The 26,165-nt window shown below is 68.7% G+C and carries 24 protein-coding genes and 1 riboswitch; of the genes, 20 read left to right on the plus strand and 4 right to left on the minus strand.

Annotated elements, in window-relative coordinates; genetic code table 11:
• Positions 1-546 precede the first annotated feature (546 nt).
• Genes ITJ67_RS08765 through ITJ67_RS08805 form a run of 9 tightly spaced genes read left to right on the plus strand, consistent with a single transcriptional unit; the run spans position 547 to position 13,435 of the window.
• Positions 547-2,250: an ABC transporter substrate-binding protein gene (locus ITJ67_RS08765; protein ID WP_236558267.1), complete on the plus strand. Its 1,704-nt coding sequence runs from the start codon at positions 547-549 to the stop codon at positions 2,248-2,250.
• Positions 2,251-2,255: 5 nt separating this feature from the next.
• The gene (locus tag ITJ67_RS08770) at positions 2,256-3,230 is read left to right on the plus strand and encodes an ABC transporter permease (RefSeq protein ID WP_104330258.1); all 975 of its coding nucleotides are present in this window, start codon (positions 2,256-2,258) and stop codon (positions 3,228-3,230) included.
• The gene (locus tag ITJ67_RS08775) at positions 3,227-4,225 is read left to right on the plus strand and encodes an ABC transporter permease (RefSeq protein WP_104330259.1); all 999 of its coding nucleotides are present in this window, start codon (positions 3,227-3,229) and stop codon (positions 4,223-4,225) included. Before ITJ67_RS08770 ends, ITJ67_RS08775 begins: the two co-directional genes overlap by 4 nt.
• Positions 4,222-5,118: an ABC transporter ATP-binding protein gene (locus ITJ67_RS08780; protein ID WP_228502510.1), complete on the plus strand. Its 897-nt coding sequence runs from the start codon at positions 4,222-4,224 to the stop codon at positions 5,116-5,118. The genes ITJ67_RS08775 and ITJ67_RS08780 overlap by 4 nt, the downstream gene beginning before the upstream one ends.
• A complete protein-coding gene (locus ITJ67_RS08785; RefSeq protein WP_160070885.1) occupies positions 5,115-5,993 on the plus strand; it encodes an ATP-binding cassette domain-containing protein in 879 nt (292 codons plus the stop codon). Before ITJ67_RS08780 ends, ITJ67_RS08785 begins: the two co-directional genes overlap by 4 nt.
• 20 nt (positions 5,994-6,013) lie before the next feature.
• Entirely contained in the window at positions 6,014-7,282 is a 1,269-nt protein-coding gene (locus tag ITJ67_RS08790; RefSeq protein WP_194677438.1) for an alpha/beta fold hydrolase, read from the plus strand.
• Entirely contained in the window at positions 7,279-8,751 is a 1,473-nt protein-coding gene (locus ITJ67_RS08795; RefSeq protein WP_194677371.1) for an aminopeptidase P family protein, read from the plus strand. The genes ITJ67_RS08790 and ITJ67_RS08795 overlap by 4 nt, the downstream gene beginning before the upstream one ends.
• Positions 8,748-11,552: a beta-L-arabinofuranosidase domain-containing protein gene (locus tag ITJ67_RS08800; protein ID WP_194677372.1), complete on the plus strand. Its 2,805-nt coding sequence runs from the start codon at positions 8,748-8,750 to the stop codon at positions 11,550-11,552. Before ITJ67_RS08795 ends, ITJ67_RS08800 begins: the two co-directional genes overlap by 4 nt.
• Positions 11,549-13,435, plus strand: a complete 1,887-nt coding sequence (locus ITJ67_RS08805; RefSeq protein ID WP_194677373.1) for a glycoside hydrolase family 127 protein — start codon at positions 11,549-11,551, stop codon at positions 13,433-13,435. Before ITJ67_RS08800 ends, ITJ67_RS08805 begins: the two co-directional genes overlap by 4 nt.
• On the opposite strand, the gene ITJ67_RS08810 is transcribed toward ITJ67_RS08805, so the two are convergent.
• A complete protein-coding gene (locus ITJ67_RS08810; RefSeq protein WP_160070881.1) occupies positions 13,404-14,357 on the minus strand; it encodes a manganese catalase family protein in 954 nt (317 codons plus the stop codon). The genes ITJ67_RS08805 and ITJ67_RS08810 overlap by 32 nt on opposite strands.
• Positions 14,358-14,478: 121 nt before the next feature.
• The gene (locus tag ITJ67_RS08815) at positions 14,479-15,819 is read right to left on the minus strand and encodes an APC family permease (protein WP_194677374.1); all 1,341 of its coding nucleotides are present in this window, start codon (positions 15,817-15,819) and stop codon (positions 14,479-14,481) included.
• Between the two features lie 143 nt (positions 15,820-15,962).
• A riboswitch (guanidine-III (ykkC-III) riboswitch) is annotated at positions 15,963-16,029 on the plus strand.
• A gap of 10 nt (positions 16,030-16,039) precedes the next feature.
• Between ITJ67_RS08815 and ITJ67_RS08820 the strand changes: the two genes are divergently transcribed.
• From ITJ67_RS08820 to ITJ67_RS08830, 3 genes are all read left to right on the plus strand, one after another.
• Positions 16,040-16,354, plus strand: a complete 315-nt coding sequence (locus ITJ67_RS08820; RefSeq protein WP_160070879.1) for a DMT family transporter — start codon at positions 16,040-16,042, stop codon at positions 16,352-16,354.
• 2 nt (positions 16,355-16,356) lie between these two features.
• A complete protein-coding gene (locus ITJ67_RS08825; protein ID WP_160070878.1) occupies positions 16,357-16,710 on the plus strand; it encodes a DMT family transporter in 354 nt (117 codons plus the stop codon).
• Between the two features lie 134 nt (positions 16,711-16,844).
• Positions 16,845-17,651, plus strand: coding sequence for a lytic transglycosylase domain-containing protein (locus tag ITJ67_RS08830; RefSeq protein WP_228502512.1), 807 nt, complete (start codon positions 16,845-16,847; stop codon positions 17,649-17,651).
• Positions 17,652-17,688: 37 nt separating this feature from the next.
• Here the strand turns inward: ITJ67_RS08830 and ITJ67_RS08835 are convergent, their stop codons facing one another.
• Both ITJ67_RS08835 and ITJ67_RS08840 read right to left on the minus strand, forming a co-directional pair.
• Positions 17,689-18,270, minus strand: a complete 582-nt coding sequence (locus ITJ67_RS08835) for a hypothetical protein (RefSeq protein WP_194677375.1) — start codon at positions 18,268-18,270, stop codon at positions 17,689-17,691.
• Between the two features lie 126 nt (positions 18,271-18,396).
• Entirely contained in the window at positions 18,397-19,665 is a 1,269-nt protein-coding gene (locus tag ITJ67_RS08840; protein WP_104330269.1) for an ammonium transporter, read from the minus strand.
• A 235-nt stretch (positions 19,666-19,900) separates the two neighbouring features.
• Here ITJ67_RS08840 and ITJ67_RS08845 point away from each other — a divergent pair, with 235 nt between their 5' ends.
• The 8 genes from ITJ67_RS08845 to ITJ67_RS08880 all read left to right on the plus strand — a co-directional run bounded on the left by ITJ67_RS08845 (position 19,901) and on the right by ITJ67_RS08880 (position 26,095).
• Positions 19,901-20,791: a DUF1684 domain-containing protein gene (locus ITJ67_RS08845; protein WP_194677376.1), complete on the plus strand. Its 891-nt coding sequence runs from the start codon at positions 19,901-19,903 to the stop codon at positions 20,789-20,791.
• Positions 20,788-21,855: an LLM class flavin-dependent oxidoreductase gene (locus ITJ67_RS08850; RefSeq protein WP_194677377.1), complete on the plus strand. Its 1,068-nt coding sequence runs from the start codon at positions 20,788-20,790 to the stop codon at positions 21,853-21,855. Before ITJ67_RS08845 ends, ITJ67_RS08850 begins: the two co-directional genes overlap by 4 nt.
• Positions 21,852-22,973 (plus strand): GNAT family N-acetyltransferase, encoded by a 1,122-nt coding sequence (locus ITJ67_RS08855; RefSeq protein ID WP_194677378.1) that lies wholly within the window; start codon positions 21,852-21,854, stop codon positions 22,971-22,973. The genes ITJ67_RS08850 and ITJ67_RS08855 overlap by 4 nt, the downstream gene beginning before the upstream one ends.
• 89 nt (positions 22,974-23,062) lie before the next feature.
• Entirely contained in the window at positions 23,063-23,899 is an 837-nt protein-coding gene (locus ITJ67_RS08860; RefSeq protein WP_160070874.1) for an alpha/beta fold hydrolase, read from the plus strand.
• Between the two features lie 330 nt (positions 23,900-24,229).
• Positions 24,230-24,448, plus strand: a complete 219-nt coding sequence (locus tag ITJ67_RS08865) for a hypothetical protein (RefSeq protein ID WP_194677379.1) — start codon at positions 24,230-24,232, stop codon at positions 24,446-24,448.
• A gap of 31 nt (positions 24,449-24,479) precedes the next feature.
• Positions 24,480-25,043, plus strand: coding sequence for an orotate phosphoribosyltransferase (gene pyrE / locus ITJ67_RS08870; protein WP_194677380.1), 564 nt, complete (start codon positions 24,480-24,482; stop codon positions 25,041-25,043).
• 9 nt (positions 25,044-25,052) lie between these two features.
• The gene (locus tag ITJ67_RS20245; RefSeq protein ID WP_160070871.1) at positions 25,053-25,643 is read left to right on the plus strand and encodes a septum formation family protein; all 591 of its coding nucleotides are present in this window, start codon (positions 25,053-25,055) and stop codon (positions 25,641-25,643) included.
• Between the two features lie 23 nt (positions 25,644-25,666).
• The gene (locus tag ITJ67_RS08880; protein WP_160070870.1) at positions 25,667-26,095 is read left to right on the plus strand and encodes an SRPBCC family protein; all 429 of its coding nucleotides are present in this window, start codon (positions 25,667-25,669) and stop codon (positions 26,093-26,095) included.
• The last annotated feature ends 70 nt before the right edge of the window (positions 26,096-26,165 follow it).

Consider the following 26,165-nt stretch of genomic DNA (forward strand, 5'->3'; position numbering starts at 1 on the left):
GCGGGCTTCACGGCGGAGGGTGTCGGTCGCGACGACGTCGACATCGATGTCCACGACATCACTGGAATCGGAGGATTCTCGCGGTCGACGTGGCAGCTTCGTGCGCTGGGGGTGGCGGGTGAATGCACGTGCGCTCGGAGTGCTGTGTGATACGTTACCCCGACTCGAGCGACCAGATTCCAGCCCGCAGTGACCGACGGAGTTCACATGGCCAAGACGCACGCCCCCTTCTGCACGGCTTCGCATTCGCAGTCGTCGCCGGGGGAGATGCGGGTCACGGGAGGCTCGCACCGCCGCTTGGATTTCACGTGGGCGAAACATTTCTTGCACACCAGGGAAATGTTGCGGGTGTCGTATGGAGCCGTGTCTCCGTACGGCAGCGATTCGAGTTCAAGTGATATGTCACATTTCACACCGGAGGTGTGTGCGGCTGTCAGCAGCCGCTTTCGTCTGTCGTAAATGTGATCGCTCTCATTTCGTCGCGAAAGCGCGACGGAGAGCAGAAGCCCTCGTCTTCGCAACGAAGACCCTCAGAGAGGAAACCCCGTGAGAAACCCCGTGAAGAAAACCAGGCTCGCCGGCGTCCTAGCCCTGGCGACGACGTCGATCATGCTGCTGAGCGCCTGCGGTGGAGGAGCAGCGCCACAGGCCGAAGGAGGCGCCAGCGGTGAACCAGCCACCGGCGGCACCGTGCACATGCTGCAGAACGCCGACTTCTCCTACCTCGACCCCGCGCGCGGATTCGACGGAGGCGTGAACGCCTTCTACCGTCTCATCTACCGAGGCCTCACGATGCAGGCGGCCGGCAACGCCGAGGACCCGAACGCGATCGTCGCCGACCTGGCTGAAGGCCTCGGCGAGCAGTCTGAAGACGGCCTCAAGTGGACCTACACGCTCAAAGAGGGCCTGAAATTCGACAACGGCGACCCGATCACCTCCGCGGAGGTCAAGTTCGGCATCTCGCGCGCCTGGGACCCCGAGATCGGTATCGGCTCGCCGTACCTCAAGCAGGTCATCGACGCACCCGAGGGGTACGAAGGCCCTTACGTCACGGGCGACCTGCCGACGATCGAGACACCAGACGAGCAGACCATCGTCTTCAACCTCAAGGCTCCCTTCCCCGAGTTCGACAACGTGCTCGCACAAGCCAACGCCGTCCCGTTCCCCCTTGGAACCGGCGGCGGCAGCGAGTTCATCAACGACATCATCGCGTCGGGCCCGTACACCCTCGACAGCTACACCCCCGGCACGGCGATCAAGCTCGTGCGCAACGAGAACTGGGACCCGGACACCGATGACGTGCGCGAGGCGTACCCGGACGCGTGGCAGTTCGACATCGGCCTCGACCCGGCCACCATCGACGAGCGCATGATCGCCGGGCAGTCGGCGGACGTCAACGCCATTGCCGGGGTCGTCCAGGCAGCGAGCCTCCCCCGCCTCCAGACCCCGCAGCTGCAGGAGCGCATGGTGACCTCACCTGCCTTCTGCACGACCTACATGTCCATGAACACCAGCAAGGACGTGTTCAAGGACGTCAAGGTACGCCAGGCCATCAACTACGCCATCGACCGCTCGGCAGTGCAGAACGCGTCAGGCGGCAACCAGCTGGCAGACCCGGCAACCGCCATCATCCCGGCGGCCGTCAACGGCCACCTCGACTACGACCTGTACCCGAGCGACGACTTCGCCGGCAACACGGCAGAAGCCGAGAAGCTCCTCCAGGAGGCTGGTGTCGGCGACGGATTCTCGTTCACCCTCGACATCCGCTCGCAGCCCAAGATGCAGGCCCAGGCAGAGGCGATCCAGCAGGCGCTCGCGCCGCTCGGCATCGACGTCGCCCTCAACGTCATCGACACCTCGACCTACTACGAGACGATCGGCACACCCTCGCAGCAGCACGACGCAGCCATCACCGGCTGGTGCCCCGACTGGGCGTCGAGCGCCAGCACGTTCCTGCCGCCGCTCTTCGACGGACGCAACATCACCGACAAGGGCAACTCGAACCTGGCGCAGATCAACGACCCTGCGATCAACGACCGCATCGACGAGATCAAGGCCATGACCGACCTCGACGCGGCGAACACCGCGTGGGGCGAGCTCGACAAGCAGATCATGGAACTCGCGCCCATCGCCCCGCTGGTCCTCGAGAAGGGCGTCTTCCTGCCAGGCGAGAACATCGCAGGCTACTCCCCGAGCACGAGCATGACCGACCTGACCATCGTCGGCCTCGCGGACCCGTCTAGGGGCTAATCGTCATGACCTTCTCGTCGACCAACCTTGAGGTCGAGGGCACGGCAGGTGGTGATCCGGGTCTCGCTGAGACCCTGGATGCACCACCTGCCTCCGGCCGTCGGCTCGCCCGCGCGTTCTTCCGCGACTGGGGCGCCGTGCTCTCGAGCACGTACATCGTGCTCATCATCGTGATGGCGCTCGCTGCCCCGCTGCTCGTCAAGCTGAGCGGATGGGACCCGTACGCCTTCGACCAGAGCGCCATCGACCCGAACCTCGGTGGCGTGCCTCTCGGCCCTTGGGGCGGCATCAGTGCCGAGCACTGGTTCGGCGTGGAGCCCGGCAGCGGTCGCGACATCTTCGCCCGTATCGTCTACGGCGCGCAGGTGTCCATGACCATCGCGCTGTCCGCGACCGCACTCACGAGCATCATGGGCGTCGTCTTCGGGCTGCTGGCCGGTTACTTCGGCGGGTGGGTCGACACGATCATCTCCCGCGTCATGGAGTTCCTCATGGCGTTCCCGGCCCTCATCTTCATGATCGCCGTCCTGTCCGCGCTACCCGCAGACAATCGGCAGCTGCTGCTCGTCCTCGTCATCTCGGTCTTCGGTTGGCCGTACCTGGCCCGCATCGTGCGGGGCCAGACGATGTCGATCAAGCAGCGGGAGTACGTCGAGTCGGCGAAGGCATCCGGCGCGTCGAGCCTGCAGATCATCTTCAGGGAGATCCTGCCGAACCTGCGCTCGACGATCATCGTCATGACGACGCTCGCGATCCCGGGCTACGTGGGCACCGAGGCGGGCCTGTCCTTCCTCGGCGTCGGTGTCGTGCCGCCCACGCCCTCCTGGGGGCAGATGATCGCGAGCTCCGTCGGCTGGTACGCCGTCGACCCCATGTACTTCCTCATCCCCGGCGTGTTCCTGTTCCTGCTCGTGCTCTCGTTCACGGTGCTCGGCGACCGGATCAAGAAGCTCGCCGAGTCGGGGGAGGCCCGCTCATGACCCGCTACGCCATCAATCGCCTGCTCGGCATGATCCTCGTGCTGTTCCTCGTGAGCCTGTTCACGTTCATCGTGTTCTTCGTGCTCTCGCCCGATCCTGCCGTGCAGATCTGCGGTAAGAACTGCACCCCGGAGCGCATCGATCAGATCCGCGAGAACCTCGGCCTCGACCTGCCGTTCTGGACGCAGTTCTGGACCTTCCTCGGCGGGCTCGTGTTCGGTCGCACCTATGAGGCGAGCGGCTCCGTCATCGAATGCGCCGCGCCCTGCCTCGGCTACTCGTTCCAGTCGAGCCAGCCGGTCACCGAGATGATCATGCAGCGTCTGCCCGTCTCGGCCACCGTCGCGATCGGCGCCGCCGTGCTCTGGCTCCTCGCCGGCGTGATGGGCGGCGTGATCAGCGCCGTCAAGGAGGGGAAGTTCGCGGACCGTTTCATCACGGGCCTCACGCTCGGCGGGATGTCCATCCCGAACTACGTGCTCGCGCTCGTGCTGCAGTTCGTGCTCGTCGTCTCGCTGGGCTGGCTGCCGTTTCCGCAGGCCGTGCCGTTCCTCGACAATCCGGTGCAGTGGTTCCTGAACTTCATCATGCCCTGGGTGGTGCTCTCCATCGGCTACGCGGCCACGTACACGCGCCTCACCCGCGCGAACGTGATCGACACGCTGCAGGAGAACTACGTGCGCACGGCGAAGGCGAAGGGCCTGCGGCCCAGCCTCGTCTGGCGCAGGCATGCGCTGCGACCCGCGCTCACGCCGATCGTCACGATCTTCGGGATGGACTTCGCCGGCCTCCTCGGCGGCGCGCTCATCACGGAGACGGTCTTCGGCATCAACGGTGTCGGCAAGCTCGCCGCCGACTCGATCACGAAGAACGATCAGCCCGTCATCATGGGCGTCACCCTGCTGGCGGCATTCCTCGTCGTCGTCGGCAACATGGTCGTCGACCTCATGTACTCCGTCATCGACCCTCGGGTCAGAGTTGGAGCATCGAAATGAACGCACTCGCATCCTCATCCACTGGCATGCCGGACTCTGCTGGCTCGCTCCTCAGCGTGCGTGACCTCACCGTGTCCTTCGAGACCGCCGAGGGCAGGACCGAAGTGGTCAAGAGCATCGACTTCGACGTGCCGAGGGGCGGGGCGCTCGGCATCGTCGGCGAATCCGGTTCGGGGAAGTCGATGACGAGCCTCGCCATCATGGGCCTCCTCCCGAAGGGCGCGGCACGTTCGGGGTCGCTGGTGTTCGACGGGCAGGAGCTGAGCACGCTCCGCGAGCCCGCCATGCGGGCCATCCGAGGCGATCGCATCGCGATGATCTTCCAGGACCCGCTGTCGTCGCTCAACCCGTATTACACCGTGGGCACGCAGATCGCGGAGGCGTACCGCTCGCACCGCACCGGGGTCGGCAGGAAGGAGGCGAGGAAGGTCGCCATCGAGGCGATGGAGCGCGTCCACATCCGCGACGCCGCCCGGCGGGTCGACCACTACCCTCACCAGTTCTCCGGTGGCATGCGGCAGCGCGTCATGATCGCCATGGCGCTGAGCATGGAACCGGATCTGATCATCGCCGACGAACCGACCACTGCGCTGGATGTGACGGTCCAGGCGCAGATCCTCGACCTCCTCACGGAGATCAGGAAGGAGACGGGAGCCGGCATGATCCTCATCACCCACGACCTCGCCGTGGTGAGCGAGGTCGCCGACCAGATCGTCGTCATGCAGCGCGGCGAGCTCGTCGAGTCGGGGAGCGTCGAGCAGATCTTCACCGACCCGCAGGAGCCGTACACGCGACTGCTGCTCGACGCGGTGCCGCGCATCGACGATGAGATCGGCCTGCTGCGCACCACGACTGTGCCAGTGCAGACCATGCGCCAGGAGGAGACCCGATGAACGAGACGCAACCGCTCCTGCGAGCTCAGCACCTCGTGCGCGAGTTCAGCACGGAGGGCAACGGCGGTCTGTTCTCGAAGAGCAGGAGCTTCCGTGCCGTCGACGACGTGTCGCTGGAGGTGCACCAGGGCGAGACGCTGGCGCTCGTCGGCGAGTCCGGATCGGGCAAGTCGACGACGGCGCGGCTCGTCGCGCGCCTCATGGATGTCACGAGCGGAACCGTCGAGTTCCAAGGGCAGGACGTGAGCTCGATCAAGGGCAAGGAGCTGCACGCCTTCCGGGGCGAGGTCCAGGTCGTCTTCCAGGACCCGTTCTCGTCGCTCAACCCGCGCCACACGGTCGAGCGCATCATCACGGCGCCGCTCGTCTACCAGAGGCGCGAGATCCCCGGAGGAGCGAGGAGCTTCGCGAGGGGTCTCATGGAGCGGGTCGGACTGGATCCGGATCATTCCGGGCGCTATGCAGCGCAGTTCTCGGGTGGGCAGGCACAGCGCATCGGCATCGCGCGTGCGCTCGCCGTCGGCCCGAAGCTCGTGATCTGCGACGAGGCCGTCTCGGCGCTCGACGTGTCCGTGCAGGCTCAGGTGATCAATCTGCTCCGACAGCTGCAGGAGGAGGAGGGCTTCAGCTACCTCTTCATCGCGCACGACCTCGCCGTGGTGCGGCAGATCGCGACGCGGGTCGCGGTCATGAGCGAAGGGCGCATCGTGGAGATCGGGGAGCGCGACCAGGTGTTCGAGCGGCCGACGCACGAGTACACGCGCACGCTCCTGGACGCCGTGCCGCGCATCAACCCCGAATGGGATGCGCTGCGGAAGAAGAACGAGCGGGCCCGCCGCCGCAGGGAACGAGAAGAGCAGGAGGAGTCAGCGTGAGTGAAGTCGTCGAGTACTCGATGCCGGGCATGTGGGTGCGCGAGCAGAGCATCCGGGTGCCCCTTGACTGGTGGGACCCTGAGTCGGCCGAGATCTCGCTGTTCGTGCGCGAGCTCGTCGACCCTGATCGGAAGCGCGATGAGCTGCCGCTCCTGACCTACCTGCAGGGCGGCCCTGGCGGGTCGAACCCGCGGCCGGTCGAGGTATCGGGCTGGATCCGCGAGGCGCTCCAGGACTACCGGCTGGTGCTCGTCGACCAGCGAGGCACCGGGCGAAGCACCCCGGTCGATGCGCACACCGTTGCGGGTCTCGGCGACGGTGCTCGTGGCGCGGACTACCTCTCTCGCTTCCGGGCCGACTCCATCGTGCGCGACCTCGAGCACGTTCGCGCGGCGCTGTACGGCGGTGCCCGGTGGGCGACTCTCGCGCAGAGCTACGGGGGATGGCTGACGCTCGCCTACCTCTCGCACGCACCGGCGGCCATCGCGGCGAGCTACGTCTGCGGGGGCATCCCCGGAACGCCGCCCGACGCGGCAGAAGTGTACCGACGCACCTTCACCCGCGTCGAGCAGAAGAACGCCGAGTTCGCGAGGCGCTACCCGCAGGACGTCGCGATCGTGTCGGCGATCGCCGACTGCCTGGCCGACGACGACGTGCGCCTGCCGGACGGCGACCGGCTCACCGTGCAGCGCTTCCAGTCGCTCGGCCTCGACTTCGGCATGAAGCCGGGCTTCGAGCGCATGCACTGGCTCCTCGAGGACGCCATCACGCCGGACGGACGCCTCAGCGAGCCGTTCCTGGCGCAGGTGCTCGCGCGCACGTCGAGTGCCGGCAACCCACTGTTCTGGACGCTCCAGGAGTCGATCTACGGCGACGAGCGCAGCGGCGCCACGAACTGGGCCGCGCAGCGCGAGCGTGAGCGCCGACCCCAGTTCGACGCTGAGCGCCGGCCGCTGCTGTTCACGGGTGAGATGGCGTTCCCCTGGATGTTCGACGAGGTGCGACTGCTGCGCGGGTTCCGCGACGCCGTGCACGAGCTCGCCAGCCGGGAGGAATGGAGCGCCCTCTACGACTTCGATGCGCTCGCCGCCAACGAGGTGCCCGTGGCCGCCGCCGTGTACTTCGACGACATGTACGTGGATGCTCAGCTGCAGCTCGACACGCTCACCCGCGTCGGCAACTCCACCAGCTGGGTCACCAATGAGTTCGAGCATGACGGGATCGGTTCGGGGCGCACGTTCACGCGCCTGAGGGAGCTGGTCCGCGACCGAGGAGGAGAGCGACGATGAACGTAGGACACACCCACGGAGATTCCGCGACCACCGCGCGGCCGCCCTATGCGGGGACCAGGTACCCGAAGCTCGCGAGCATCCCGGCCTTCACCGAGTTCATCGCGCGTGACTGGCAGGACGTGGATGCGCCGATCGCGCTGACACCCGGCGCTGCCGCAGCCGCAGCCTCCCACCGAGCACGGCTCAGCGCGCGCTTCGCCGGCTCGGCGCTGGTCGTGTCGAGCGGTGCGGCTCCCGTTCGGAACGACGACTGCAACTACGGGTTCCGCGCCAACAGCGACTTCGTGTGGCTGACCGGCTGCCAGGTCGAGGGGGCGACCCTCGTGCTGCATCCCGTGCCAGGTGGCCACGACGCGACGCTGTACCTTCCCGCACCGTTCCGCCCCGGAGAGGCGGGGTTCTTCAGCGACGCCAACCACGGCGAGCTCTGGGTCGGAGCCTCCCCCGGGGTGGCGCAGTGGGCCGAAGCGCTCGACCTCGATGTGAAGCCCGTCCAGGAGCTGGCTGGCGTGCGCATCGAGCGGGGTGGCCTCGCGAGCGCCTCTGTGCCACCTTCGGTCCTCGACGCCCTCTCGCTCCTCAGATCGCCCGAGCTCGACCGTGAGCTCTCCAACCTCCGCATGGTGAAGGACGAGTGGGAGATCGCGCAGCTTCGGCGCGCGATCGATGACACGGTCTCGGGCTTCGCGGCGGTCGTCGCCGAGGTCCCTCGTGCGATCGCCGACGGACTCGGCGAGCGCTGGCTGCAGGGCACCTTCGACCGCCACGCCCGAACCTTCGGCAATGGGCCCGGGTACTCGACGATCGTCGGCTCCGGACCCCACGCGCCCATCCTCCACTGGGTGCGCTGCGATGGTCCCGTGCTGCCGGATGCAGCGCTGCTGCTCGATATGGGAGTCGAGACGAACTCGCTGTACACGGCCGATGTGACGCGCACGATCCCCGCGAGCGGAACCTTCTCCGCCGAGCAGCGGGCGGCGCACGATCTCGTCGAGAAGGCGCACCGGGCTGGCATGGCGCAGATCCGGCCAGGAACGCCGTACCTGGACTTCCACTTCGCGGCGATGGAGGTCATCGCCCAGGGGCTGCACGATTGGGGCATGCTCCCCGTCTCCGTGGACGAGGCGCTCTCCCCAGCGGGGCAGCAGCACCGCCGCTACCTCGCCTGCGGCGTCGGGCATCACCTCGGCCTCGACGTGCACGACTGCAGCCACTCCGCGTACGAGGAGTACATGGGGGCTGACCTCGAGGCTGGCGTCGTGATGACGGTCGAGCCCGGCCTCTACTTCCACGCGAACGACGCGACGGTCCCGCCGGAGCTGCGTGGCATCGGAGTGCGGCTCGAGGACGACCTGCTGGTGACGGCGGACGGCCATGAGGTGCTCTCGGATGCCCTCCCGATCGACGCCGACGGGGTGGAACGCTGGACCCGCGCCGGCCTGGGACTCTCGAACGGAACGGCATGACGCACCCCGAAACCCGCATCCGGCCCCTCGCCTCGCCGTTCGGCCTCGAGGACGTGGCCCTCGACGACACGAGCGTCTACGCGCGAGCCCGCGACGAGATGCTGCACCTTGCCCGGGTGTACCCGGTCGATCGACTCCTGGCCGTCTTCCGGGCCAATGCCGGCATCGACACCCGCGGGGCCGCGGCCCCTGGAACGTGGGAGGACTTCGGCCACCCGCTCGAGGAAGCCTGGGGCGAGGCCGACTACCCGGGCCGCGAGCGTGCGCAGACCGCCAACCTGCTGCGCGGCCACTACGCGGGCCACTTCCTCTCGATGCTGTCGCTCGCCTACGCGGGAGAGCGGGACCCGGCGCTCCTCGCCAAGGTGGATGCGTTCGTCGCAGGTCTCGCCGAGGTGCAGGAGGCGCTCGCCGCGTCGGGCCGCTCCTCGCATCCGGGGTTCCTCGCCGCCTACGGGGAGTGGCAGTTCTCCCGCCTCGAGTCGTTCGCCCCGTACGGCGAGATCTGGGCCCCGTACTACACATGCCACAAGATCATGGCGGGGCTCCTCGACGCACACGAGCTGGCCGGCAGCGCCCAGGCGCTCGAGATCGCCACGCGCATGGGCCACTGGGTGCATGCCCGGCTCAGCCGTCTCGCCCCGGAGCAGCGGCAGCGCATGTGGTCGCTCTACATCGCGGGCGAGTTCGGAGGCATGAACGAGACCATGGCCCGGCTGAGCGCCGTCGCCGGTGAGCCGACCTTCCTCGAGACCGCTCGCTTCTTCGACATGGACACCCTCATCGACGCGGGCGTGGCCGGCGATGACATCCTCACGAAGATGCACGCGAACCAGCACCTCCCGCAGCTCGTGGGCTACCTCCACGAGTACGAGCTGACGGGAGAACGTCGCTATCTCGACGCGGTGCTCGGCCTGTGGGACCAGATCGTGCCAGGGCGGATGTTCGCCCACGGTGGCACTGGGGAGAGCGAGCTATGGGGGCCGCCTGAGACGGTGGCAGGCAACATCGGGCAGCGCAACGCCGAGACCTGCGCCACCTACAACCTCCTGAAGATCGCACGCCTCCTCTTCCAGCACACCCTCGACCCGCGGTTCTTCGACTACGCGGAGCGGGCGGTCCTGAACCATGTGCTCGGCTCGCGCCGCGCCGTGGACTCGGACACGAGCCCCGAAGTGACGTACATGTTCCCCGTGCATCCCGGCGCTCTGCGCGAGTACGACAACGTCGGCACCTGCTGTGGGGGCACGGGGCTCGAGAACCACGTAAAGTACCAGGATTCGATCTTCTTCACGGCAGGGCACGAGCTCTGGGTCACCCTGCACACCGCTTCGACGCTCGATTGGCGCGAGGCGGGGCTCCGGGTGCGGCTCAGCACGGAGCTCCCGGTCTCGGGCGAGCTCGCCCTCACCTTCCAGGCGCTGACACACGGCGAGACCGGCGCGGGCATCGGCGTCGAGAGGGCCGTGCACGTGCGCATCCCGAGCTGGACCGCCGGCCCTGTCGACGTGCTCCTCAACGGGCGGCGTCTCGACGTGGCTGCGCTGCCGGGCACGTTCGCCACGATCCGCCGCGAGTTCCGGCCCGGTGACGTGATCTCGCTGCGCCTGCCGATGGCCCTGACCTCGACGCCCACGATCGATGACTCCCGGCTCCACCACCTGCAGCTCGGTCCGACCGTGCTGCTCGCGAGGTCGGAGGCGACGACGTCGCTGCAGCTCGGTCTGCTCGGCAGGCGCCTGCTCGATGGCACGCTCCGTCCCGACGCCGACGCTGACGCCGGCTTGACTCGCTTCGCCGATGTCGACTTCGAACCCAGCTGGTCCGGCGCCGACTCGCGGTTCCACATGTACGTGCGCGCCGTCGACGAACGCATCGCGTTCGCCGGGCATGACAGCGGTGTCCCGAACCGCGCTGATGCGTCGGGGGAGACCTTCCTCGAAGCGCTCTGGCGGAGGGGCCCGTTCTCCGACCGAACCGAGTTCCTCCGGTCCGTCTTCGAGACGGCGACAGCCGTGCGCGGGAAGGGGCTGCTCTCCCGCCCAGAGCTCGAGGTCGTGCTCCGCACCGCGGGCGAGGCGGACGTCGCAGCTGACGGGAGACAGCGGACCTCGACCGTGGCGACCGTGGACTCGGCGGCTAGGAGCCCCCTCGGCGCACACGATGTCGAGACGGTGGTCGACGGCATCCACGTGACTCGCACGCACTGGACGATCGGCGACGCGGCACAGGATTCGGCCATGCCGCCAGCTGTGCATATCGGCGTCGACCTCGAACCCGCCCCGTCCGGCTGGTTCACGCGGGTCCCCGTGGTCACCGTGGAGGCGGTCCTCCTCGATGCGAGCACGGGCGGGACCGGAGACCTCGCCTCCGGCGAGATCCAGATCGAGGTGCGGGTCGACGACGCTGACTGGCGCCCCTACGAGCATCCGTTCGAGCTCGACGCGGAGGGCGTGCACACGGTCGCGGCGAGAGCCACGGGCGGCGACGGGCAGATCGGCTACGCGAGCCGCGAGCTGAGCGTCGACACGAGCGCGCCTGAGGTCGAAGTCCGGCTGCGGGAGCTCGGCAGCAGCGTCGAGGTCACCTTCGTCGCCGACGACCAGGTCTCCGGGGTCGAGCGAATCCAGTGGGAGGGGCCTGGCACCTTCTGGGGCACCTTCCAGGAGGCGTTCGTCAGGGCGCTCACCGACCGGGAGCAGGTGCTCGAGTACGCGGCCACGGACCGGGCGGGCAACGAAGGGCCGCGCCAGCAGCTCGTCCTCCCAGCGGCGGGCGCATCCCGAGGCGGCGACGCGTGAGCGCGCGCCCCGCCCCGCTCACCCAGGTGCGCATCGATGACGCGTTCTGGACACCGCGCATCCAGCAGGTGCGGGAGGTCATGCTCCCGCACATGCTCGCCCAGTTCGGCAGTGTCGGGCACCTCGAGGCGCTCAGTGGCACCTGGTCCAGGAAGGGCTCGCCCCACATCTTCTGGGACAGCGACATCGGCAAGTGGATCGAAGCGGCCAGCAACGTGCTCGCCACCGGCCCTGACGCAGCTCTCGCAGACCAGATCGAGGAGCTCGTCGACCTGCTCGAAGGCGCGCAGCAACCGGATGGCTACCTGAACTCGTTCTTCACGACCACGGCGCCCGAGCTGCGCTTCACCGACCTGCGGGACTCGCACGAGCTGTACTGCGCGGGCCACCTCATCGAAGGGGCGGTCGCGTACGCACAGGCCACCGGTCGCGAACGGCTGCTCGGCATCGTCATCCGCTACGTCGACCTCATCGGCCGTACCTTCGGCCCGGACGAGGGCCAGATCCGCGGCTACGACGGGCACCAGGAGATCGAACTGGCGCTCGTGAAGCTCTGGCGCCACACCGGCGAGCACCGGTTCCTCGACCTGGCCCGCTTCTTCGTCGACGAGCGAGGGGCCGAGCCCTCCTTCTTCGACCTGGAGGTGGCCGCACGCGGCGGTCCTGGGCACTTCGGCCTCGGCTTCCCCGGCACGAAGACCGAGCTCGAGACCAACCACGAGTACTTCCAGTCGCACGCCCCCATCCGGCAGCAGACCGCGGTCGTCGGCCACGCCGTGCGAGCCATGTACTTCCTAAGCGCGGTCGCCGACCTCGCGCTCGCGGACCGCGACGAGTCGCTGGCCGCCGCGAACCGCGAGCTGTGGGAGACGGTCACGTCGAGGCGCATGTACGTCACGGGCGGCCTCGGGTCCTCCGCCGAGAATGAGGGGTTCACCAGCGACTTCGACCTGCCGAACCAGACGTCGTACGCCGAGACGTGCGCCGCCATCGGGCTTGTGCTCTGGGCGGAGCGAAACGCCCGCCTCGACCTCGACTCCGGATACTTCGACATCGCCGAGCGCGCCCTCTACAACGCGGTCCTCGCCGGTGTCAGCGCCGACGGCTCCGACTTCTTCTACGACAACCCGCTCGCGAGCGATGGCAGCCGGGTGCGCTCCAGCTGGTTCGGGGTCGCCTGCTGTCCGCCGAACCTGGCAAGGCTCCTGACCTCGCTCGGCGGCTTCGTCTACAGCGTCGGGAACGCGGATACCGACGGGGTGGAGGTCATCACTGTCAACCTGCTCGTCGGGAGCTCCCTGCGCTTCGAATCCGGGGGTGCGAACGTCGAGCTGCGGCTGCGCAGCGAGCTGCCCTGGGAGGGGCGGGCGAGCTTCGAAGTGCGCATCGAGGGTGCGGATGCGCTCGAATTCGAGCTGCGTCTGCGCGTGCCCGACTGGGCGGACGAACTGCAGATCAGCGCTGGCGCAGCACCCGTCCCCTTCGAGCTGCGCGGCGGACACGCCATCATCCGGCGTCCGTTCTCCGACGGAGACCGACTCGAGGTGCACGTTCCGTTCGCCGCACGCCTCGAGCGGGCTGACCCGAGAGTGGAGGCTGCGGCGGGGAGGGTCGCGATCGTCCGCGGCCCGCTCGTGTATGCGGCTGAGGCGACGGACAACGTGCATCCACTGGACGACGTTCCGGTGCCGATGACGAGCCCACTCGAGGCGCACGACGGCAGGGTGCACCCGAGCGGGCCCGTGACGATCCTCACCGCCGACCTCGATGCGGACACGACGCTCACGCTTGTCCCTTATTTCTCGTGGGGCAACCGCGCGCCGGGCGAGATGCGCGTGTGGCTCCCGGCGTCTACGTCGTCGTCGGCCCGTAGAACCCGTTGACCTCTGACAGCTCGAGCTCGGCCGTCGCCTGGATAAGCGCCAGCAGCTCGGCGTCGAGCCCCGGCGAGAACTCCTCGAGACGCTCGTCGGCGATGAACGACGGGGCGCCGGCCGGCGCCTGCTCGGAGGCGTCCAGCGTCGTCCCGTCGTTCGAGGGCGACGCTCCCTGGAAGATCTTGCCAGCCTCCGACTTGCCGTCGAGGTCGAACGAGTACTGCTTGCTCTGCAACCCCAGGTCGAGGAGCTCCTTCACCTCGGGGAACGCCTCGGCGTTCGTCTTGGGGATGGGCAGCAGCGACTTCCAGCTCACGCCGAGCGTCTCCAGGGCCCGCGCGTAGGCGTTCTCGTGCGCCTGATCGCGAACGATGAGGTAGGCGATCGTGCCGCGCGCAGTCGGGTTGTCGGTCATCTCGTAGATGCGGCACTTCTGCAGGCGCCCCGTCGACTCGAGCATGAGGTTGTACAGCAGGTCGAGGGGCAGGTTGCCTGAGTTGTACACGTAGCTGCCGCTCCACGGGTTGCCGGCCGCGTCCACCGGCAGCGCCCCCTGCGCGCCCACGAGATAGTGGTGGATGTTGCTCGTGTCGAGCGCGATCTTCAGCGGCGTCGCACCGCCGGCGCCCGGCTTGTCGACGGGGTCGGTGAGCTTGCCCGTGTACTCGGGGGAGCCGTCGAGGAGGCGCGAGATCGTCGTCCCGATGAGCTCGACGTGGCTGATCTCCTCCGTGCCGATGCCCTGGATGAGGTCGCGGTAGGGCTTCGCGGTGGGACCGCGGAAGTTCATCGCCTGGAACAGGTACTGCATCATGGTGCGCATCTCGCCGAACTGCCCACCGAGCCCCTCCTGGAGGGCGTTCGCCGCTGCGGGGTCTGGCTCGCCGTCGGCGATGTCATTGATCCAGGTCTGTGCGTGGAAGTACATGGGTGTCTCCTCGTCATCGTTCCGGGCCGACACGGACGCGCCGGTTCCCCAAGAGCACCAACCGTTCCTGGGTTTCCGAGAGGGCTACCGCGAGCCCCGGCTCAGGGTGTAGAACGCGCGACTACTCGACGGGCGTCGCCGCGCGGTCGCTGCCATCTCGCCGCGCGAAGCGCAGCACGACGTACGAGAGGATCCCGACCGCGACGATGATCCCGCCGCGCAGCCACACCTCGCCGCTCTGCTGGGTGAGCAGGACGATGCAGGAGATGATCGCGAGCACGGGCAGCGCGGTCCAGGCTCTGAAGTGGGCGTGCTCCACCTTGTCGCGACGCAGCACGAGCACGGCGAGATTGGTGCTGATGAACACGATGAGCAGCAGGATGACGACGGTCTCGGCGAGCACGGCGATGCCGCCGGTTGCGGTGAGCACGATGGCGCAGACGGTGGTGACGATGATGGCGACCCACGGGGTTCGCCTCCCGGGGAGCACGCGCCCGAGCATCCGGGGCAGCAGGCCCTGCCCCACCATGCCGTAGGTGAGGCGGCTCGCCATGATCATGGTCAGCAGCGCTCCGTTGGCGACCGCGATGAGGGCGATCGCGCTGAACAGCCAAGCCGGAACCGGCACTCCGGTCGCCTCGATGACGTTGAGCAGGGGGCCGGTGGACTCGGCGAGCTCGCCCGAGGGCACGGCGATGGACGCTGCGGTGCCGACGAGCATGTACATGAAGCCGGCGGTGAGCAGCGAGAAGAAGAGGGCCTTCGGGTACACCTTGGACGGCTCGCGCACCTCCTCGATGAGGTTCGCCGACGTCTCGAATCCGACGTAGGAGTAGTAGGCGAGCAGGGCCGCGCCGAGCACGGCCGGGAACGGGCTGATGCCGTCGCCGAACGACACTGCCCGGCCGATGTCGCCACCGCCGTTGCCGACGAGCACTCCCACGAGGACCACGACCAAGACGAGGCCGGTGAGCTCGATGCACGTCATGACGATGTTCGAGCGCAGCGATTCCTTGATGCCGCGGAGGTTGACGAGGGCGATGAGCACGAGGAGCAGGGATGCGCCGACCACGGGCGGCAGATCGACGAACGTGGCCAGGTAGTCGCCGCTGAACGCGAGCGCGAGGCTCGCCGCGCTCACGACGCCGGCCGCGAGCATGCAGAAGCCCACCATGAAGGACACGAACTCCGAGCGGTAGGCGCGCTGCGCGAACACCGCCGAGCCGCCCGCCTTCGGGTACTTCGTGACGAGCTCCGCATACGACGCCGCTGTGAGCAGGGCCATGCCGAGGGCGACGAGCAGCGGCAGCCAGGTGACGCCGCCGACCTCGCCTGAGATGGTGCCGACGAGGGCGTAGATCCCGGCCCCGAGCACGTCGCCGAGGATGAACACGAAGAGCAGCAGCCCCGTGACGTCGCGTTTGAGTGCCGGAGTCTGCGATGGGGGCTGCGTGGGAGACATGCTCAGAGTCTGTCCCGCGTCGGGATGAAGCCCCCCCACCCCTTGTCACGTGTGCCGTGGTGTGCATCCGACGGCCCCTGTGCATCCGCAGCGACCGCGCCTCAGACCTGGCCAATGGTCCTGGCTGTTGCTACCGTTGGATGTTGAAGCCCCGGAATCGGGCTTGCGGACGAGGGAGCAGTACCCGCACCACGACAAGACTGACTCAGAAGGAGCCGTCGTGGCTTGGTTCGTGTTGATTCTGTCTGGAATGCTGGAGGCCGTCTGGGCCTCAGCGCTCTCCGCCTCGAAGGGTTTCAAGAAGCCCATCCCCGTTGTCGTGTTCCTCGTGACGCTCACGATCAGCATGGCCGGCCTCGCCTGGGCCATGACGCAGCTGCCCACCGGCACCGCCTACGCGGTCTGGGTCGGCATCGGCGCGACCCTCACCGTCGTCTGGGCCATGGTCACGAAGCAGGAACGCGTCTCGGTCGCCCGAGTCCTCCTGCTCCTGCTGCTCGTCGGCTCCGTCATCGGCCTCAAGGTGGTGAGCTGACCATGGCGTGGATCGCGCTTGTCATCAGCGGCATCCTCGAAGCCGTCTGGGCCACCGCCCTCGGCCAGTCGGACGGGTTCACGCAGCCCGGCCCGACGATCGTCTTCTTCGTCGGGGTCGTGCTCAGCATGCTGGGCCTCGGTTGGGCCGCGGCTCGCATCCCGATCGGCACCGCCTACGCCGTGTGGGTCGGCATCGGGGCGGCGCTCACCGTCATCTACGCGATGGCAACGGGCGACGAAGCGTTCTCTCCGTGGAAGGCCGTGTTCATCTCCGGCATCATCCTGGCGGTCATCGGGCTGAAGCTCGTGCCGGAGAAGAAGGCGGAGCTGGCCGAAGAAGCCGACCGCGCCTGAGCGCGTTCGGCGCGCATCCAGTCGGGTGTCCGTGGTCGCACGTACGCTGAGCCTCTCGGCTCCAGCCGCCGACGACCCCGCGCCGAACCGCGCCGACCCCGCCGCCGACCCCAGGAAGGGCCAGCATCATCGTCTTGTCTGCCAGCACCCCCGCTCGCACCCGCCTGCTCATGACCCTGGGTGTCGGCGTCGCGTCCGCTTCGCTGCTGACGGGATGCGCCGGGTCCTTCTTCTCGCCTGCCTACGGCGAGGACGAGGTCGGCAGCGGGGACGCTCAGGTGCAGACGGAGCCGGAACTCGACCCCGCGGCAGAGGGCTACCCGGCGGCGCCCGCGCAGGCCCTGCCCGAGTCGGCGGGGTACGGGATCTGGGATGTGCCGCTCGCTGAGCTCGCAGCTCCGGCCTGGGTGCAGGCGACCTCGGAGGCGACGGGCATCCCGACCAGGGCGCTCTCGGCCTACGCGGGAGCGGCGATCCGCGTCTCCGAGACGCGCCCGGAGTGCGGCATCGGCTGGAACACTCTCGCCGGCATTGGGGCGGTCGAGTCCCGACACGGCACGTACGGCGGGTCTCAGGTACTGGATTCTGGCCAGGTCGAGCCGCGCATCATCGGCGTGCCTCTCGATGGCAGCGCAGGGTTCCTCGCTATCCCGGACACCGACGGCGGCGCTCTCGATGAGGACGCGGAATGGGACCGCGCGGTCGGCCCCATGCAGTTCATCCCGGAGACGTGGGCGAAGTTCGGGCAGGACGCGAACTTCGACGGGGTCGCGGACCCGCACCACATCGACGACGCCGTGCAGACGGCGGCCGCCTACCTGTGCGAGCGGGGTGGCGAGCTCACGAGCGATGACGGCTGGAACACCGCGATCTCCGCCTACAACCTCCCGGCCGAGTACGCACGCGAGGTCGCCGGCTACGCCGTGCTCTACGCCCCGTAGGAGTTCCCGAGCGCTCGTCGCGCTGGGCGCAGCTCGGTCACGAGCCCTGGGGCACCTCGACGCAGGGGATCGCCATGGTCGCGACGAAGGCGCCATCCGAGTGCATGACCGGGGGGACGGTGTCGTCGAAGATCGCGGCCTCACCCTGGGCCAGATCGGTGTCTGCGACGCGGAGGCGGCCGCTGATGAGGTAGATGGCGCGCACGTCGGGGTCGAACTCGACGGGGTCGCTCACGAAGACGCGGCCGAGGATGATGGGCTGCATCTCCGACTTGCGGGTCACCCGCAGCAGCCGGGTGCTCTTCGCCCGTCCGATGGAGCTGCGCAGCAGGAGGAGCGGCGTCGTCGACTCGACCACGATCTGGTGGTCTGCGCGCACCTTCTCCTGCCGTGTCCCATCCACGAGGCGCAGCTGCGGCCCGCTGATGCCGAGCCAGTGGTCGACCGTTCCCTCGGGTCGGTGCAGCGACTTCACGTTTCGCTTCACGTCGACGAGGGAGAGGCTCCACCTGGGGTCGACCTCGTCGTCCGGGTCGCGCCAGATCTCGTGCACGCTTCCCGAGCGGAGGTCGGTGCCGAGTCGTTCCCGGGGCAGCGACTGCGGCGTGACGATCTTCATCGAACGGCATCCAATCTGCGTGTAGCTCAGTTGGGGGTTGGCCTTGCCGTGGTGGGGGAAGGCCAGAAGGTGGCGGCCAGTCTGTGAACTGTGCCGCCACCTTCGAGGTCGGTGAACGGGGCGACGCTAGACGCGCGTGTCCTCGAGCACGTAGCCCGCCTCACCGTGCGAGACGGTGTCGAGGCCGGCGATCTCGTCCTCGTCCTTCACGCGGAAGCCGATGGTCTTGTGGATGATGAATCCGATGACCAGGGCTCCGACGAAGGAGTACGCCATGATGGCGAAGGCCGCGATGGCCTGCACGAGGAGCTGCGTGCCGTCCCCACCGAGGAACAGGCCGGTGCCGTTGGCGAAGAAGCCCAGGTAGAGGGTTCCGATGAGGCCGCCGACGAGGTGGATGCCCACGACGTCGAGCGAGTCGTCGAGGCCCAGCTTGAACTTCAGGTCGATCGCGATGGCGCAGACGGCTCCGGCGATGACGCCGAGGAGGATCGCCCACACGGGGTCGAGGGATGCACAGGCGGGGGTGATGGCGACCAGGCCCGCGACGGCACCGGATGCTGCACCGACCGAGGTGGGCTTGCCGTCGCGGATCTTCTCGACGACCAGCCAGGCGAGGAGCGCGGCCGCGGGGGCCGCGATCGTGTTGACGACGGCGAGGGCTGCGACGCCGTCAGCGGCGAGCTCGGATCCTGCGTTGAAGCCGAACCAGCCGAACCAGAGGAGGCCGGCGCCGAGGAGCACGAAGGGCGGGTTGTGGGGGACGTGAGCTCCCTTGCCGAACCCGACGCGGCGGCCGAGGACAAGCGCGAGGGCGAGGGCTGCAGCGCCGGCCGTGATGTGCACTGCCGTGCCGCCGGCGAAGTCGATGACGCCGAGGCCGAAGGTCTCCTGCAGGCCGTAGGTCGTCCATCCGCCGTATGCGAAGGAGCCGTCGTCGGCGAGGCCGAAGTTGAAGACCCAGCTGGCGACGGGGAAGTAGACGACGGTCGCCCAGATGCCGGCGAAGATCATCCACGAGCCGAACTTCGCGCGGTCGGCGATGGCTCCGGAGACGAGGGCGACGGTGATGATCGCGAAGGTCGCCTGGAAGGCGGCGAACGCGAGCGGTGGGTAGGCGGCGTCTTCCGGCACCTCGAGGAGGCTGGAGAGCCCCATCGCGGACGGGTCGATCGCGAAGAGCGGGCTCAGGCCCTCAGCCGCCGGGAAGGCGATCGAGTAGCCGAAGAGCACCCAGAGCACGCCGATCAGGCCGATCGCGCCGAAACTCATCATCATCATGCTGATCACGCTCTTCGCCTTGACCAGGCCTCCGTAGAAGAAGGCCAGTCCTGGTGTCATCAGCAGCACGAGCGCCGCCGCGAAGAGGATGAATGCGGTATTTCCTTGATCCATCGTTGTAGACCTCTCTGCAAGGGACGCACGTGGGGCGTCGGGGTGCACTCATGGTGCGCTCGTGCTGTTTCGCCTGCGCGGCGGTGGTGTTACGCGAACGAACGAAGTGTGTTGCAGTCGTGTTTCCGGCGTGTCCCCTGAAACGCACCGCCCGCCTTGCGCAATGTGACGCCCTGAGTAGTCCGGCGCAGCCCCCGTCTTACGGTTGCAGGCGGCGTCTGCCTACCATCCCGGCATGAGCATCTCGGCTTCCCCGTCCCTTGTCCGCGATGGTGGCCCCGGCGGCGACGCCGACGTCGACCGCGCCCAGTTCAACCGCGACTGGGAGGCGTGGCACGTCGAGCACGAGAAGCGGCGCACCGATGGCCACGGGTTCCTGGCCGTGACCAGCCTGAACTTCCTGTCGGAGGAGCCGCAGGCCATTGATGGCATCCCAGGTTCCTGGTCGCTTGAGGATGGGCAGGCGATCGTCGATCTCGCCGACGGCGAGACCCTCGAGGCCGACGGCCTCCTGTTGCAGGGGCCCCGGCTGCACCGGTTCCCGTGCATCGCCGAGCGCGACGGGGTCACCGCCCGCGCCGGCAAGGTGCTCATCGAGATCGCCAAGCGGGGAGGGTTCACAATCGTGCGCCCCCGCGACCCCGACTACGACTACCTGGCTGCCTACTCGGGCACCCCCACCTACCTCCCTAACCTGCGCTGGCGCGCGCAGGGCACGTTCGAGGCGTTCGACGAGCCGCGCGATGTGACCGTCGGGGCCGCGGTCGAGGGTCTCGAGCATGTCTACTCCTCGCCGGGCAAGGTCACCTTCGAGCTTCGCGGCGAGCAGTTCTCGCTCACCGCGTTCAACGGGCACGAGGCGGGATCGCTGCTCGTCCTGTTCACGGATGCGACGAGCGGCCTCACGACGTACGCCGCGAACCGGGCCCTGTCGGTCTCGGCGCCGGATGCGGAGGGCCGAGTCACGGTCGACTTCAACCGCGCAGTGAACCTGCCCTGCGCGTACACGGTCTTCGCGACCTGCCCGCTGCCTCCCGCCGAGAACCGACTCCCCGTCGGCATCGAGGCCGGGGAGAAGACGCCGCTCGCGAAGGCCGGCGAGCACGCAGAGAGCGCCTCAGCGTGAAGTTCCAGGTCCTCGACATCGTCCCGTACGTCGCCAACCCGGTCACGGGCGAGCAGCTGACGCCGTCCGAGCGGCTCCACGAGACCCTCGAGTTCGCGCTGCGCGCCGAGGAGCTCGGCTTCGACGCCTTCTCGGTGGGGGAGCGCCACGCTGGCCGCTTCCTGTCGTCCTCGCCGAGCGTGCTCCTCGGGGCCATCGCGGCGCAGACGTCGACGATCCGCCTCCAGACGGGCGTGACCGTGCTGTCGATCCTCGACCCCGTCCGGGTTGCCGAGGACTTCGCGACGATCGACCAGCTCTCGCGTGGCCGCCTCGAGATCACCATCGGCAAAGGAAACGAGGTCGCCCAGTTCCCGCTGTTCGGTCTCGAGATCGACGACCAGTGGGAGCTGCTCGCCGAGAAGTACGCGCTGCTCCGGCAGCTGTGGAGGGAGACCGAGCTCGACTGGCCAGGCAGCGAGTTCACGCGTCCCCTCACGAAGGTCACGACCCTGCCGCGGCCCTACGCCGGGCCGCCTCGCGTGTGGCACGGCTCGGCGACGACCCTCGCCTCGGCAGCCCTCGCGGCGAAGTGGGGCGACCCGCTCTTCTCGGCGAACGCCATCCAGCCCCTGCGCAACTACGAGGTGCTCGTGCGCCACTACCGCGACGAGTTCGAGCGCCACGGCCACGACCCCCGCACCGCGTTCGTCGGCGCGGGCGCCGGCTCGCTCTTCATCGCAGAGACCTCGCAGAAGGCGAAGGAGCAGTACGGTCCGGTCTACGAGGCCCTCGTCGCCGCCACCAACGTGCCAGGCAACAACTCCGTGTTCCGCGACATCGACCACGCCATCGCCGAGGGGCCGGCACTCGTCGGAAGCCCGCAGCAGGTGATCGACAAGATCGGCCGCTTCCACGCCGCCTTCGACCACGACCTGCAGTCGATCAGCCTCCCCACCACGCTCCCGCACGAGCAGCAGCTCGACCAGCTGGAGTACTTCGCCACTGCTGTCATCCCAGCGCTCCGCGAGGAGTTCTCCACGACGCTCTGGAGCGAAGAGCTGGTCGGGGCATCCGCCGCATGACGCAGACCGCACCCGTGCCGACGCAGGCGGTGTCGGCCGGGCCAGAGCCCGCACGGCCCGCAGAGCCCGCTGTGATCCGCGTCCGTACGGCCATGCCCGCGGACTGGCCCGAGGTCGTCCGTGTCAGCGAGGCGGCGTTCGCCGCTGGGCCATACGGGCACCTGCAGGTCGGCGAAGAGCGCCGACGCTTCGTGCGCGACGTCGAGGGGCGAGCCGCCGCCGGTGCCGTGCTCGTCGCCGAACGCGGCAGTCCCGGCGATCGCGGCGGCGCCGAGATCGTGGGCACGTTCAGCATCGCGCGCGCCGGCACGGGCCCATCGCGCCTCGCCACGGGCGACGAAGCGGAGGTGCGCCTCCTCGCCGTCTCACCCACCGCGCAGCGGCTCGGCATCGCGAAACGCCTCATGCAGGCGGCGAGCGAGACGGCGCTCGGGTGGGGCGCATCCGCGCTCGTGCTCGACACGGGAGGCAAGAACCTCGCCGCGCAGGCGCTCTACGAGGGCCTGGGGTATCGGCGCACCAACGGGGCCGACGACGCGAGCGACACGGAGGCGGTCGCCGACGCGTCCCGCATCCCACACATCGACTACCGGCTGCCGTTGCAGCTCGACCCCGGCGTCGTGGTGCGGCTCGTGCGGCCGAACGAGATCGACGCCGTCTCGGCCCTCTCGCTGCGCGCCTACGAACTCGAGTACACGATCTCGGGCCACTACCGCGACGACATCGTCTCCGTCGCCGAGCGCGCCGAAGTCAATCAGGTGTGGGTCGCCGTGGATGCACTGAGCGGGGAGCTGCTCGGATCCGTCGTGACGCCGAAGCCGGGGGAGCACCTCACCACGCTGCCCGAGAGCGACGAGGAGCTCGACTTCCGGCTGCTCGCCGTCGACCCCGGCGCTCGCGGGCGCGGGGTCGGCGCGATCCTCACGAAGCTCGTCATCGAGCTCGCGCGACGACGCGGGCTGCGGCGCGTGGTCATGAACAGCGGACCGCAGATGGTGCGAGCGCACCGCCTCTACGAGCGGCTCGGCTTCTCGATCCTCGAGTCGCGCGTGCGCACGGTCGACCCCGGCGACGGGCGGCCGCCGTTCCAGCTCCTCGCCTTCACGATCGACGTCTGAGCGTTGCCTCCGAGCCACCGATCCGATGCGGAGCCCGGTTCCGAATGATTGCAGATGCGTCGCAAGTCGCGGCGCGGGAAGGCACCGCAATGACTGAGATCACCGCACACCACGGCCTGCTCGCGGACACGAAGCTCCACGTCGACGACACGGGTGGAACCGGTCGCCCCGTTGTCCTCATCCACGGCTGGCCGCTTTCCGGCGAAGCCTGGAACCACCAGGTGCCGGCCTTCGAGGCCGCCGGCCACCGCGTCGTGACCTACGACCGCCGTGGCTTCGGCCGCAGCGACAAGCCCCTCACGGGGTACAGCTACGACAGCTTCGCCGACGACCTGCAGTCGGTGCTCGAGGCCCTCGACCTGCGCGAGGTCACCCTCGTCGGCTTCTCCATGGGCGGCGGCGAAGTAGCCCGCTACCTCGCGAAATTCGGCGACGAGCGCGTGCACAGCGTCGTCTTCGCATCCGCTGTCCCGCCGTACCTGCTGAAGACCGCCGGCAACCCGGACGGCCCCCTCGAGGCTGGAGAGGCCGCCAAGATGACGGCCGCGCTCACCGCCAACCAGGAGACGTTCTACGACGGCTTCATCACCACGTTCTACTCGGTCGACGACAAGCTCGTCGTCTCCGAGCAGGAGCGCCAGGCTGCCATCGAGCTGACCAAGCAGGCGTTCAAGCCCGCCGCCCTGCAGGCCATGGCGGCGTTCGCGAGCACCGACTTCCGCGACGACCTGCAGGCCGTGAAGGTGCCGACGCTTGTCATCCACGGCGACAGCGACGCGACCGTGCCCTTCGAGGGGTCCGGAGCTCGTACGAACGAGGCCGTCGCCGGCTCCGAGCTGCACGTCGTGGCGGATGCGCCCCACGGCGTCAACGTGAGTCACGTCGACGAGTGGAACCGGGTCGTGCTGGAGTTCCTCAGCCGCTGATTCCGCGAGGAGGGTGACAACTCCACCGAACGCCGAAACCCGGCCACCGCTCATTCGGTGGCCGGGTCTCGGCGTCTCGGCGATCTCACAGTGTGCGCGCGCTCGGCGGCTTTGGATGCGACGGGATCGCCGCCATCGCAGGGTTCGCAGAGTTCGCTGGGAGTCGCGGGATCGGGTGAATCCCGTCCATCGAAAGTCCTGTGCGCTTGACAGCGGGCCGAGGGCCTTGATGGGCTGGCGGCAGCTCGAAACGCAGCACAGCTCGACGCGCAGGACCGGAAGCATCCCGAGACAACGAAGGCCAGCGAGGCGCTGGCCGGAGGAGGCGTGATGAAGACGAACACCGTGACGAAGACCAGCGAACTCGACCCGACCACGTCGTGCGGGGCAGGCGACCACCGGCCTGCGTCCTCCGGTGGCGGCGGTGTGACCGCGAGCCGCGACGAACACGGGCTGCCGACGGGAGCCGCCCTGCGGGAGTGGCGTCGCGCGCATCCGCGGGCCACGATCGCCGACGCCATCGCAGCGGACTCGCTCTCAGCGCGGTGACCTGCCCCTCGGGCGATTAGGCTTGAGGACCGTGACGACAGACCGCGACGCCCTCATCGAACTCATCCGCGACGAAGCCGTGTTCCACGGCGACTTCACCCTCACGAGCGGGAAGAAGGCGACGTACTACATCGACCTCCGCAAGCTGAGCCTCGACCACCGCGCCTCGCCGCTCATCGGCCGCGTGCTGCTCGAGGTCATCGAGGAGTTCGAGACCCTCACGGGTGCTCCTGTGGATGCAGTCGGCGGCCTCACGATGGGTGCAGACCCGCTCGCGAGCGCCGTCATGCACCAGGGGCTCGCGCAGGGCAAGATCGTCGACGCGTTCGTCGTGCGCAAGGAGCCGAAGGACCACGGCCGCGGCCGCCAGGTGGAAGGGCCGGACCTGGAAGGCAAGCGGGTCGTCGTGCTCGAGGACACGTCCACCACGGGCGGCTCGCCGCTCAAGGCCATCGAAGCCCTTGAGAAGGTCGGAGCGAAGGTCGTCGGCGTCGCCGTCATCGTCGACCGTGCCACGGAGGCGCAGTGCGTCATCGAAGCCGCCGGCTATCCGTACCGCGCCGCGATCGGCCTCGGAGACCTGGGCCTCGCCTAGGCACTCCCCGTGGCAGCGACCCCCAGGCCTGACGCGCGCGAGCAGCCTGAAGCGCGCGACCAGCAGGTGGAGCGCGCCGCGAAGCGCCGCAACCGCGGCGTCCTCGCAGCGCTGATCGGGGTCCTCCTCCTCGGTGGGGCCGCGCTCGGAGTCTGGCTCCAGCCGTTCGGCGACGGGCAGGTCCCGCCGGCGGAGACGGCCGGGCCCGCGCTCAGCGAGGTGCCGCTCGCGGGCATCGACGCGTCGCTGCTCGAGCCGGGCCAGTGCATCCGCGACTACGTCTCTCCCTGGGAGCCCAGGTTCGATGTCGTCGACTGCGACGCCGAGCACTCGGGGCAGCTGCTCGCCGACGTCGAGGCGACGACGTTCTCCGCAGACGCCGAGTATCCGGGTGAGGCGGCGCTCAGGGACCGCGCCCAGATCACGTGCCAGGCGAGCGACGTCCTCGACACCGCCGCGGCCGCGGCTGTGCCCGGGCTCGTCATCGAGGCCAGCTACCCCCTGAACCAGGCGGACTGGGACGCGGGGCTGCGCGGCTACCGCTGCTTCGCCTCCACGCCGGGGGCATCCACGACCGGCTCGCTCGCGGCGAACCGGTAGCGTGCGACGGCTACGCTCATCGCATGACCTTCGTGAGTGAATCCATCGACATCGATGTGCCCGTCGACGTGCTCTTCAACCTCTACGCCGAGCCGGAGTCGCTCCCGAGCGTCCTCAGCATCGTGAAGCACGTCGAGGTGCTCGGCCCTGACCTCATCAGGTGGGACGTCGAGCTCGTCGGGCAGCGACGCTCGATCGACGCGAAGGTCGTCGTCAACGAGCCGGGCAAGCGCCTGCGCTGGGAATCGGTCGAGGGCCGTGCGTCCTTCGCCGCCGAGGTGCGCACTGACGAGATCACCCCGGCCAGCACCCGCGTGACGGTGGATGCGGAGTTCGATGCCGGCGGCATCGCCGAGCGCCTCGGCCTCGCGAAGCCCATCGCAGCTGCGGCGATCGCCAGCGAGCTCCGCAGCGCGAAGAAGACCGCGGAGGCGCAGGCCGCCGCCGGATAGCCGAGTCTCGAGATGGCTTTCGCGCCTCGGGATGTGTTGCAAGCCATCCGCGTGCGTGCAGACCATCCCG

The organism is Pseudoclavibacter sp. VKM Ac-2867, from assembly GCF_015351275.1.
In the GTDB taxonomy this organism is placed as follows: Bacteria; Actinomycetota; Actinomycetes; order Actinomycetales; family Microbacteriaceae; genus Pseudoclavibacter.